This window comes from Streptomyces sp. NPDC002265 (assembly GCF_040296125.1).
Classification (GTDB): Bacteria; Actinomycetota; Actinomycetes; order Streptomycetales; family Streptomycetaceae; genus Streptomyces.
Window position 1 is genome coordinate 1 of sequence record NZ_JBEOWS010000334.1, and the last position, 10,519, is coordinate 10,519.

10 protein-coding genes and 1 pseudogene are annotated in these 10,519 nt (G+C 72.4%); 9 read left to right on the forward strand and 2 right to left on the reverse strand.

The annotated features are described in order from the left end of the window. Positions 1-39 precede the first annotated feature (39 nt). Both ABT085_RS46860 and ABT085_RS37620 read left to right on the forward strand, forming a co-directional pair. Positions 40-1,326: pseudogene (locus ABT085_RS46860) on the forward strand (hypothetical protein); the annotation flags it as partial. A gap of 93 nt (positions 1,327-1,419) precedes the next feature. Then, the gene (locus ABT085_RS37620; protein ID WP_351618756.1) at positions 1,420-2,313 is read left to right on the forward strand and encodes a hypothetical protein; all 894 of its coding nucleotides are present in this window, start codon (positions 1,420-1,422) and stop codon (positions 2,311-2,313) included. 91 nt (positions 2,314-2,404) lie between these two features. On the opposite strand, the gene ABT085_RS37625 is transcribed toward ABT085_RS37620, so the two are convergent. Further along, complete coding sequence (locus ABT085_RS37625) at positions 2,405-3,691, reverse strand: DUF1015 family protein (protein ID WP_351618735.1); 1,287 nt, start codon at positions 3,689-3,691, stop codon at positions 2,405-2,407. A 71-nt stretch (positions 3,692-3,762) separates the two neighbouring features. On the opposite strand from ABT085_RS37625, the gene ABT085_RS37630 reads away from it, so the two are divergent. From ABT085_RS37630 to ABT085_RS37645, 4 genes are all read left to right on the forward strand, one after another. Then, positions 3,763-4,791, forward strand: a complete 1,029-nt coding sequence (locus ABT085_RS37630; RefSeq protein WP_351618738.1) for an HAD hydrolase-like protein — start codon at positions 3,763-3,765, stop codon at positions 4,789-4,791. Between the two features lie 60 nt (positions 4,792-4,851). Beyond that, positions 4,852-5,895 carry a FecCD family ABC transporter permease gene (locus ABT085_RS37635; RefSeq protein WP_351618740.1) on the forward strand — a complete coding sequence of 348 codons (1,044 nt, stop codon included), beginning with the start codon at positions 4,852-4,854 and terminating at the stop codon, positions 5,893-5,895. A 77-nt stretch (positions 5,896-5,972) separates the two neighbouring features. Next, complete coding sequence (locus ABT085_RS37640; RefSeq protein WP_351618759.1) at positions 5,973-6,986, forward strand: FecCD family ABC transporter permease; 1,014 nt, start codon at positions 5,973-5,975, stop codon at positions 6,984-6,986. After that, positions 6,983-7,894 (forward strand): ABC transporter ATP-binding protein, encoded by a 912-nt coding sequence (locus ABT085_RS37645; RefSeq protein WP_351618743.1) that lies wholly within the window; start codon positions 6,983-6,985, stop codon positions 7,892-7,894. Before ABT085_RS37640 ends, ABT085_RS37645 begins: the two co-directional genes overlap by 4 nt. Before the next feature lie 72 nt (positions 7,895-7,966). Here the strand turns inward: ABT085_RS37645 and ABT085_RS37650 are convergent, their stop codons facing one another. After that, on the reverse strand, positions 7,967-8,314 hold the full coding sequence (locus ABT085_RS37650) for a sterol-binding protein (RefSeq protein WP_351618746.1): 348 nt from the start codon (positions 8,312-8,314) through the stop codon (positions 7,967-7,969). 42 nt (positions 8,315-8,356) lie between these two features. Here ABT085_RS37650 and ABT085_RS37655 point away from each other — a divergent pair, with 42 nt between their 5' ends. The 3 genes from ABT085_RS37655 (at position 8,357) to ABT085_RS37665 (ending at position 10,442) form a co-directional block, all read left to right on the forward strand. Further along, positions 8,357-8,647, forward strand: a complete 291-nt coding sequence (locus tag ABT085_RS37655) for a hypothetical protein (RefSeq protein WP_351618749.1) — start codon at positions 8,357-8,359, stop codon at positions 8,645-8,647. A 77-nt stretch (positions 8,648-8,724) separates the two neighbouring features. Continuing rightward, positions 8,725-9,540 carry a TlyA family RNA methyltransferase gene (locus tag ABT085_RS37660; RefSeq protein ID WP_351618752.1) on the forward strand — a complete coding sequence of 272 codons (816 nt, stop codon included), beginning with the start codon at positions 8,725-8,727 and terminating at the stop codon, positions 9,538-9,540. Further along, positions 9,537-10,442: an NAD kinase gene (locus tag ABT085_RS37665; RefSeq protein WP_351618754.1), complete on the forward strand. Its 906-nt coding sequence runs from the start codon at positions 9,537-9,539 to the stop codon at positions 10,440-10,442. Before ABT085_RS37660 ends, ABT085_RS37665 begins: the two co-directional genes overlap by 4 nt. The last annotated feature ends 77 nt before the right edge of the window (positions 10,443-10,519 follow it).

A 10,519-nucleotide genomic window follows, 5' to 3' on the forward strand; every position in this document is an offset into this window, starting at 1 on the left:
GGTCCTTTTTTGTTTTTCCGGAGCGCGCCGGGTACTCGGCTGCGCGAGAATGAATGCGGTACCGGGTACCGAAGACAGGAGTCACCGATGTCCACCAACTCTCCCGACGATCGACCGGAGCGCGACCAGCGGCGACGGGACAGTGGTGATCGTGGCGACCGTGGTGCTCGAAGCGGTCACTACGGAGACCGCGGAGACCGTGGCGGCTTCCGCCGTGACGACCGCGGTGGCCACGACCGTCGCGACAGCGACCGTGGCGGTGACCGCGGCGGTGACCGCGGAGGCTTCCGCCGCGACGACCGGCGGGATGGCGACCGTGGCGACCGCGGTGGTTTCCGCCGTGACGACAACCGTGGGGGCGGTGGCTACGGCCGTCGTGACGACCGTTCGGGCGGTCCGCGCCGTGACGACCGCGGCGAGCGTCCCCCCTTCCGTCGCGATGACCGCGGTGAGCGTCCCCCCTTCCGTCGTGACGACCGCGGCGACTTCCGCCGTGACGACCGTCGCGACGACCGGCGTGATGAGCGTGGGTCTCGTCCGGCGTACCAGCGTGACGACCGTTCAGGTGGACCGCGCCGCGATGACCGTGGCGAGCGTCCCCCCTTCCGTCGCGACGACCGCGGCGACTTCCGCCGTGACGACAACCGTGGGGGCGGTGGCTACGGCCGTCGTGACGACCGTTCGGGTGGTCCGCGCCGTGACGACCGCGGTGAGCGTCCCCCCTTCCGTCGTGACGACCGCGGCGACTTCCGCCGTGACGACCGTCGCGACGACCGGCGTGATGAGCGTGGGTCTCGTCCGGCGTACCAGCGTGACGACCGTTCAGGTGGTCCGCGCCGCGATGACCGTGGCGAGCGCCCTCCCTTCCGTCGTGACGACCGTGGCGAGCGTCCCCCCTTCCGTCGTGACGACCGCCGTGACGACCGTGCTGGCGGCTACGGTCGCCGTGACGACCGTCCAGGCGGTGACCGCGGAGGCTTCCGCCGCGACGACCGGCGTGACGATCGCGGTGACTTCCGTCGCGATGACCGTGGTGAGCGTCCTCCCTTCCGTCGTGACGACCGTGGTGAGCGTCCTCCCTTCCGTCGTGACGACCGCGGCGACTTCCGCCGTGACGACCGGCGTGGTGAGGACCGTGGAGACCGTGGCGGCTACGGCCGTCGGGACGACAGCCGGGGCGATCGCGGTGGGTTCCAGGGGCGGGACGACCGCGGCAGCCGTGGTCCCCGCCGCGACGACCGGCGCGATGACCGTTCCGGCCGTCCGGGCGGTTTCCGTGGCCGTGACGACCGGCGGGACGACCGCCGTGACGACCGGCGCGGTGGCGGGCGTTTCCGTGACGAGCGGGACCGGGACCGTGAGCCGATCAAGCGGCTGCCGATCGCGGAGGACGTCACCGGCGAGGAGATCGACCAGGACGTGCGGCAGGAGCTGCTGAGCCTGCCGAAGACGCTGGCCGAGGACGTCGCGAAGAACCTGGTGATGGTCGCGCGGCTGATCGACGAGGAGCCCGAGCGCGCCTACGCCTACTCGCGGATCGCCCTGCGGCTCGCTTCCCGGGTCGCGGCCGTGCGCGAGGCGGCCGGCTTCGCCGCGTACGCGAACCAGAAGTACAGCGAGGCGCTCGCCGAGTTCCGGGCCGCGCGTCGGATGACCGGCACCGTCGAGCTGTGGCCTGTCATGGCCGACTGCGAGCGTGGGCTCGGGCGGCCGGAGAAGGCCCTCGACATGGCCGGCGCCCCCGAGGTGCACAAGCTGGACAAGGCCGGGCAGGTCGAGATGCGGCTCGTCGCGGCCGGTGCCCGGCGTGACATGGGGCAGCTTGAGGCGGCCATCGTGACGCTGCAGAGCCCCGAGCTGGCCTCCAGCTCCGTACAGCCGTGGACCGCGCGGCTGCGGTACGCGTACGCCGACGCGCTGCTGGCCGTCGAGCGGCGTGGCGAGGCGCGGGAGTGGTTCGCGAAGGCCGTGGAGGCCGACCGGGACGGCAGCACGGACGCCTCCGACCGGCTCGCCGAGCTGGACGGGGTGGAGTTCGTCGACGCCCTCGACGACGACGAGAGCGAGTCCCACGAGGAGTCCCGGGATCGTGCCGAGTCGGACGTCGACGCGGATGTCGACGCGGATGTCGATGACGAAGATGACGACGATGACGACAGCGACATCGACGTGAGTGACGACCTGGGCGACGACGACCAGGACGACGAGCCGCTCGACGACACGGCCGACGACCTCTCCGAGGACGAGGACGACGACGAGGCCGACGGCAAGGCGCACGACGAGGTCGACGCGAAGGCTGTCGACAAGGACTGACCTGCGGCGCTGAGTGAGGGCGGGATCCCGGTGACGGGGTCCCGCCCTTTCGTATGTCCGGTCCGTGTGTCCGGGGCCGGTGCCCGGAGGGTCAGAACTCCAGCGTGCGCAGTACCAGGCCCGATGCGGGCTTCGGGCCGAAGGACGTCGACTTGCGGGGCATGGTGACGCCCTGCCGGGCGAGGTCGCGGACGATCTCCTCGTGGACCGGGTGCATCAGTACGGCCGTACCGCCGTCGCGCTCCGCCTTCTCCACGGTGGCGGCCGTGTCGTGGATGTAGGCGATATGGGCGGGGGAGTCCTCGGGGATGCGCCAGACGTGTTCGAGGAGCGTGGCGTGCAGGACCGTGGCGTCCAGGGTGCGCCAGAGCGCGGGGCGGTCCGTGGGGACCGTCCGGGCCAGGAGTTCCGGGGCCGGCTGGTCCACCAGATGGAAGGAGCCGTCGCCGGCCAGCAGGAACGCGTTGCCCGTCTCGGCCGCTTCGGCGAGCGCTTTCAGGGCGTCCGGCAGCGGGACGTCGAGGTGCCGGACACGGAAGAGATCGGTCAGGGCCGCCAGGGCGTCGGCCATCGGGAGAGTGTGCAGGAGCCGGTGGATCGCGCGGACGCGCAGCGGGTAGCGGAGCGTGTCGACGAGGAGGACGAGACCGTAGTCCCAGGGTCCGGGCGAGGAGTGCTCCGCGCGTAGACGCAGATACGTCGCCCAGCGGTGGTGACCGTCGGCGATCAGGGCCTGGTGCTGGGAGAGATCCGTCTGCACCCGGGCCAGATCGGCGGCGTCGGTGATCGACCAGAGGCGGTGGCCGTAACCGTCCTCGGTGGTCGTCGACAGAAGTGGCTCCCGCTCGGCCGTGCGCTCGATGACATCGGCGGTGTCGCCGTCGCCGCGGTAGGTCAGCAGGAGCGGTTCGAGGTTCGCGGAGGTGGCGCGCATGAGGGCGGCGCGGTCCGCGACGATGTGCGGCATCACGTCCTCGTGCGGCAGCACCACGCCCTCCGCCGGCTCGGTCAGCCGCAGGGCGCCGATCAGACCGCGTTGGAGCAGGAGGCCCGCGTCGTCGCGCTGCTCGTAGACGTAGATCCCCGGCTCGGCGTCCGCGGTCAGGATGCCCTCGTCCAGCCAGCGGTGCAGGGCGTCGGCCGCGCGTTCGTTGCGGGCCGAGGGCGTGGTGTCCTGCGGGAGGATCAACCGGACGATGTTGTGCGGATCGGCCGACTGGAGGTGGTACACGCCGTCGGGCCGGACGACCACGTCGTACGGGGGCGACGTCACGGCTGCCAGGCTGCCGACCCGGTCGGGGTCGTAGCGCAGGCCTCGGAACGGGGTCAGTTCCAGGCCTCGGCGCGCCGTTGCTTCCGAGTGACCTGCAAGGTTCATCCAGGCATCGTACGTGTGCCGGTGGCATGAGAGATGATCTGGGAAAGGGATCGACCGAGGAGCGATGCGGAATGAGCCGGAGCGTCAGGACAAGGCCCGAGGGCAGTGGGCAGGCCCTGAGCAAGGCGTACGACACGGCGCTGCTCGATCTGGACGGGGTGGTGTACGCGGGGGGCAAGGCGATCGCGTACGCGGTGGAGTCGCTGGCCGCGGTCCGCGCGGGCGGCATGCACCTGGCGTACGTGACGAACAACGCGCTGCGCACGCCGGACGCGGTGGCCGGGCATCTGACGGAGCTGGGGATTCCGACGGAGGCGGGCGACGTCATCACGTCGGCGCAGGCGGTGGCACGGCTGATCAGCGAGCAGGTGCCGGCCGGCTCCCGGGTGCTGGTGATCGGCGGGGAGGGGCTGCGGGTCGCCCTGCGCGAGCGCGGCCTGGAGCCCGTGGAGTCGGCCGACGACGAGCCGGCGGCCGTGGTGCAGGGGTACGGAGGGCCGGATCTGACCTGGGCACGGTTCGCGGAGGCTTCCTACGCCGTCGCGCGCGGGGTGCCGTGGTTCGCGTCCAACACCGATCTGACGATTCCCAGCGGGCGCGGCATCGCGCCGGGCAACGGTGCCGCGGTGCAGGTCGTGCGGATCGCGACGGGCGCCGAACCGCAGGTGGCGGGCAAGCCGTTGCCGCCGATGCACCGGGAGACGATCCTGCGGACCGGCGCCGAGCGGCCGCTGGTGGTGGGCGACCGGCTGGACACCGACATCGAGGGCGCGTTCAACGGCGAGGTCGACTCCCTGCTCGTGCTGACCGGGGTGACCGACGGCGCGCAGCTGCTCGCCGCCCCGCCGCAGCACCGGCCGACGTACGTCGACGCGGACCTGCGGGGGCTGTCGGCCGGGCAGCCGGAGGTCACCGCGGAGGGCCAGGGTTTCCGTTGCGGCGGCTGGACGGTGACGGCCGGCGCGGAGACGCTGGAACTGACGGGTGACGGCGAGGCCCTGGACGGACTGCGCGCGCTGTGCGCGGCGGCCTGGACCGCGGCCGGGGACGGCGCGTGCACGCTGGACGGCGGAAAGGCGCTGGCACGGCTGGGGTTGTGAGTTCCGCCGGTGAACCACCGGACGTCGAGGGAAAATAGGAGGGTAGGCTAACCTAACTGCGTGTTGGTCGACAGTCCTCCTGAACAGCGCGCGGCGACCGCCCCCGCGCCCTCGTCCCGCCGGGCGGTTCGCAGCCTCGGGCTGCTCCTGTCCGCCGCGGTCCTGGCGCTCGTCGCGATGGCGAGCATCGCGATCGGGGCGAAGGAGCTGTCCCTGGAGCAGGTCTGGCACGGCCTGTTCACGAGCACGGGCACCTACGGCGACGTCGTGGTCGACGAGCGGCTGTCGCGGACCCTACTCGGGCTGCTCGCCGGCGCGGCGCTCGGGCTGTCGGGGGCCGTCCTGCAGGCGCTCACCCGCAACCCGCTGGCCGACCCCGGGCTGCTCGGGATCAACGCGGGCGCGTCCGCCGCGGTCGTCACGGCCATCACCTACTTCGGTGTCACCAGCCTGAGCGGCTATGTGTGGTTCGCCTTCTTCGGCGCGGCGGCCGTGGGCGCGCTGGTGTGGTTCCTCGGCGGCAGCCGGGGCGCCACCCCGGTGCGGCTCGCGCTCGCCGGCACCGCGATCAGCGCCGCGCTGTACGGCTATGTCCAGGCCGTGATGATCATGGACAAGGCGGCGCTGGGCCGGATGCGCTTCTGGACGGTCGGGTCGCTGTCGTCGGCGACCGACTCGACCATCGCCCAGGTGCTGCCGTTCTTCGCCGTCGGCACGCTCCTCGCGCTCGCGCTCGCCCGGCCGCTCAACGCGATGTCCATGGGCGACGACACCGCGAAGGCGCTGGGGGCCCATCTCAACCGCACCCGGGCGCTGTCGATGCTCGCGGCCACCGTGCTCTGCGGAGCGGCGACCGCCGCCTGCGGACCCATCGTGTTCGTCGGGCTGATGGTGCCGCACGTCGTGCGCTCCTTCACGGGCCCCGACATGCGCTGGATCATGCCGTACGCCGCCGTCCTGTCGCCCGTGCTGCTGCTCGGCGCGGACGTCGTCGGCCGGGTGGTCGTGCGCCCCTCGGAACTCCAAGTGGGCATCGTCACCGCGCTCGTCGGCGGCCCGGTCTTCATCTTTCTCGTACGACGACGCAGGACGGCGCAGCTGTGAGGACGGCAGTGAAGAACTCCCGGGACACCAAGGCGAACCGGGCCACCGGGGCGAACCGGGCCATCGGCGCGCTGCGCATGCCGGGCGGGATCTCCCTCCGGCTGGACGTGCGCGCGGTCACCGTCGTCGTGCTGCTGCTGGCCGCGGCGCTCGCCGCGAGCGTGGTCCTGATCGGCACCGGCGACTTCCCGATCCCGCCCGGCGACGTGCTCAGGACGCTCGCGGGCGACGGCACGCCGGGGCAGGAGTTCATCGTCAACGAACTCCGGCTGCCGCGGGTCCTGGTCGGTCTGCTGGTGGGTGCCTCGCTGGGGCTCGGCGGTGCGCTGTTCCAGTCCATCACCCGCAATCCGCTGGGCAGTCCGGACGTGCTGGGCCTCGGACAGGGGGCGACGGCCGGCGCGCTCGTGGTGATCGTGCTGCTGTCCGGGGACGCCACCGAGGTCACCCTCGGCGCGCTTGCCGGCGGTCTGCTGACCGGTCTCGCCATCTACCTGCTGTCCTGGAAGCAGGGGGTGCACGGCTACCGGCTGGTGCTGGTCGGCATCGGCGTGTCGGCCGTCGTCACGGCGGTCAACGGCTATCTGCTGACCAAGTCCGACATCGTGGACGCGGCCCGTGCCGTCGTCTGGATGACCGGCTCCCTCGACGGCCGCGACTGGGCACAGGTCTGGCCGCTGCTCGGTCTGTGCGCGGTGCTCGTCCCGCTCGTCCTCGCCAACGCCCGCGGGCTGCGGATGACGGAGATGGGCGACGACGTGGCCAACGCCCTCGGGGTGCGGGTGGAGCGCGTACGGCTGCTGCTGATGGTGGCCGCCGTCCTGCTCACCGCGACCGCCACCGCCGCCGCGGGACCCGTCAGCTTCGTGGCGCTCACCGCGCCGCAGCTCGCCCGGCGGCTGACCCGTTCCCCCGGGCCGAATCTGGTGCCGTCGCTGTGCATGGGCGCCGCCCTCCTGGTCACCGCCGACTGGGCCTCGCAGCGGGCCTTCGGCGCCGAACAGCTGCCCGTGGGCGTGGTGACCGGCGTACTCGGCGGCGTCTACCTGCTGTGGCTGCTGGTCACCGAGCGCAGGGCGGGCCGGATATGAGCGCCACCCCCGTCGACGCGTCGGCCCCCACCCCCGACGGCGGACCGAACAACCCGAGGAGCACCGTGAACCGTCTGTCCGCAGAGAACGTCACCCTCGCCTACGACCAGCGGGTCATCGCCGAACAGCTGTCGGTGGAGATACCCGACAACTCCTTCACGGTGATCGTCGGCCCGAACGCGTGCGGCAAGTCGACGCTCCTGCGGGCGCTGTCGCGGATGCTGAAGCCGAGTGAGGGCCGGGTGCTGCTCGACGGGCAGATCATCCAGTCGATGCCCGCGAAGAAGGTCGCGCGGACCCTGGGCCTGCTGCCGCAGTCGTCGATCGCGCCGGACGGGATCACCGTCGCCGACCTGGTGGGCCGCGGCCGCTACCCGCATCAGGGGCTGCTGCGCCAGTGGTCGGCCGAGGACGAGCGGGTCGTGCAGGAGTCCATGGCGCAGACCGGTGTCGCCGAGCTCGCCGAACGCTATGTCGACGAACTCTCCGGCGGCCAGCGCCAGCGCGTGTGGATCGCGATGGCGCTCGCCCAGCAGACGCCGCTGCTGCTGCTCGACGAGCCGACGACCTATCTGGACATCCAGCACCAGATCGACGTGCTCGACCTCTGCGCCCAGCTGCACGAGGAGCAGGGCCGCACGCTGGTCGCCGTGCTGCACGACCTCAACCACGCGGCCCGGTACGCCACGCATCTCATCGCGCTGCGCGGCGGGCGGGTCATCGCCCAGGGCGAGCCCGGCGAGGTCGTCACGGCCGCTCTGGTCGAGGAGGTCTTCGGGCTGCGCTGCCAGGTCATCGACGACCCCGAGACGGGGACGCCGCTGGTGGTCCCGGCGGCGCGCAAGGCGCGCGGTGCGGCGAAGGCCGCCGCGGCCGAGGTGCCGGCCGCCGTCACGGGAGCTTCCTGAACCGGAAGCCGTCACGGGAGCTTCCTGAACCGGACGCGCCGGTACAGGAGTTCTCCGAAGCCGGAAGCGCCGTTACAGGAGCTTCCTGAGCCGGAACAGGTCGAGCAGGCCCGCCTCCAGCTTCACCCGGCCCGAGCCCCAGGCCTTGGCGAAGTTCAGCCTGCCCGCGACCAGCGCCACCAGATCGTCGCCGGCCATCGCCAGCCGGATCTCGGCCTTGCGGCGCGGCGGACCGGGATAGGTGTCGAGCACCTCGATCCGGCCGCCGGCGAGCCGCCCGGCGAAGGTGACGTCCAGGTCGGTGATGCGACAGCTCACCGAGCGGTCCAGGGCGGCGGCCTCACGGACGTCTCCCTCGGCGCCTCCCATGGACTCGGAGAGCTTCTCGAGCGCGATGCGGCACTCCTCGATGGTGGCCATGGTGATCGACGGTACCGCAGCGGTTCGCGATAGCGTCGGGGCATGACCGACTCTGGGCCCGAGGCCGTGACCCCGACGCACGCGGCGACCGTGCAGGCCGGGCCGGTACCCGACCCCGCCGCCCCCGCTCCGCTGGAGGTCTCCCGCGTCCCCACCGGCAACGCCGACGTGGACGCGCTGCTGGAGCGGCTCGGTGACGCCGATCACCTCGCCGCCGACGGACACGTCGAGGTGTACGAGGATGTGCACCGGGGGCTGCGTGACGCGCTCACCGCGCTCGACGTCCGCCCGGGACTGCCGGCGCCCACCCGTCCTCCGGCCGCCACCGCGTGATGAGATCCTTCGGGTCTCACCTTTCGACCGCCGTACGGTCCGACCGCCGTACGGGATGACGAGGAGCTGAACCGAACGTGGCAGGAGTCGCACGCCGCCGTCTGGACGCGGAGCTGGTCCGCAGGAAGCTCGCGCGCTCGCGCGAGCACGCCAGCCAGCTGATCGCCGCGGGCCGGGTGACGGTCGGCAAGACCGTCGCGACCAAGCCCGCCACCCAGGTGGAGACCGCGGCGGCGATCGTCGTCGCGTCCGACGACGGCGACCCCGAGTACGTCTCGCGCGGCGGTCACAAGCTCGCCGGGGCGCTCGCCGCCTTCGTGCCGCAGGGGCTGGCCGTCGAGGGACGGCGGGCACTGGACGCGGGCGCGTCCACGGGCGGCTTCACCGACGTACTGCTGCGGGCGGGAGCTGCGCAGGTCGTCGCCGTGGACGTGGGTTACGGACAACTTGCCTGGTCTCTCCAGAGCGATGAACGCGTCACCGTCAAGGACCGTACGAACGTACGCGAGTTGACGCTTGAAGCGATCGATGGGGAACCTGTGGATCTTGTCGTGGGCGATCTGTCCTTCATCCCGCTCGGGCTGGTGCTGCCGGCCCTGGCGCGGTGCGTGAAGCCGGACGCCGACCTGGTGATGATGGTCAAGCCGCAGTTCGAGGTGGGGAAGGAACGGCTGGGGAGCGGGGGTGTCGTACGGAGTCCGCAGCTGCGGGCGGAGGCCGTGCGGGGCGTGGCCCGGAAGGCGTGGGAACTGGGGCTCGGGGTGAAGGGCGTCACCGCCAGTCCGCTGCCCGGTCCCTCGGGCAACGTCGAGTACTTTCTGTGGCTGCGTGCCGGAGCCCCCGAACTGGACCCGGCCGACGTCGACCGTGCAGTGGCGGAGGGGCCGCGTTGACAGAGAACCGAGCTCGTACTGTTTTCCTGCTCGCCCACACCGGGCGGCCCGCGGCCATCCGCAGTGCCGAACTCGTGGTCAAGGGGTTGCTGGCGTCCGGCATCGGTGTGCGCGTGTTGGACGCGGAGGCGCGCGATCTGCCGCTGCCGCCGGAGGTGGAGCTGGTCGGGGAGGCCACCCCGCAGTGCCTGGAGGGCTGCGAGCTGCTCATCGTCCTCGGCGGTGACGGCACCCTGCTGCGCGGCGCCGAGTTCGCGCGGGCGTCCGGGGTGCCGATGCTCGGCGTGAACCTGGGCAGCGTCGGGTTCCTCGCGGAGGCCGAGCGCGACGACCTCGACAAGGTCGTCGACCGGGTGGTGACCAAGGCGTACGAGGTCGAGGAGCGGATGACCGTCGACGTCGTCGTGCACCGCAACGGCGACATCGTGCACACCGACTGGGCGCTGAACGAGGCGGCCGTGCAGAAGGCCGGCGCCGAGAAGCTGCTCGAAGTGGTGCTGGAGATCGACGGGCGGCCGGTGACCGGGTTCGGTTGCGACGGGATCGTGCTGTCGACCCCGACCGGGTCGACGGCGTACGCCTTCTCGGCGGGCGGGCCCGTGGTGTGGCCCGAGGTCGAGGCGCTGCTGATGGTGCCGATCAGCGCGCACGCGCTGTTCGCGAAGCCGCTGGTCACCTCGCCGAACTCGGTGCTGGCGGTCGAGGTGCTGCCGCACGTCCCGCCCGGTGTCCTGTGGTGCGACGGCCGGCGGACGGTCGAGCTGCCGCCGGGGGCGCGGGTGGAGGTGCGGCGGGGGGCCGTGCCCGTGCGCCTGGCCCGGCTGCACCACGCGTCGTTCACCGACCGGCTGGTGGCGAAGTTCGCGCTGCCCGTGTCGGGGTGGCGAGGGGCCCGGCAGTAGTCACGGGCCCGGTGCCCCGGACGCCGCCGGGGCACCGGACGGACCCGTGCGGACCGGCCCGTGCGGACCGGACAGCC

Coding starts and splice junctions, on each gene's coding strand:
- ABT085_RS37625 (WP_351618735.1), bottom strand. CDS start 3,691: ATGAACCTTGCAGGTCACTCGGAAGCAACGGCGCGCCGAGGCCTGGAA.
- ABT085_RS37630 (WP_351618738.1), top strand. CDS start 3,763: ATGAGCCGGAGCGTCAGGACAAGGCCCGAGGGCAGTGGGCAGGCCCTG.
- ABT085_RS37640 (WP_351618759.1), top strand. CDS start 5,973: ATGCCGGGCGGGATCTCCCTCCGGCTGGACGTGCGCGCGGTCACCGTC.
- ABT085_RS37645 (WP_351618743.1), top strand. CDS start 6,983: ATGAGCGCCACCCCCGTCGACGCGTCGGCCCCCACCCCCGACGGCGGA.
- ABT085_RS37650 (WP_351618746.1), bottom strand. CDS start 8,314: ATGGCCACCATCGAGGAGTGCCGCATCGCGCTCGAGAAGCTCTCCGAG.
- ABT085_RS37655 (WP_351618749.1), top strand. CDS start 8,357: ATGACCGACTCTGGGCCCGAGGCCGTGACCCCGACGCACGCGGCGACC.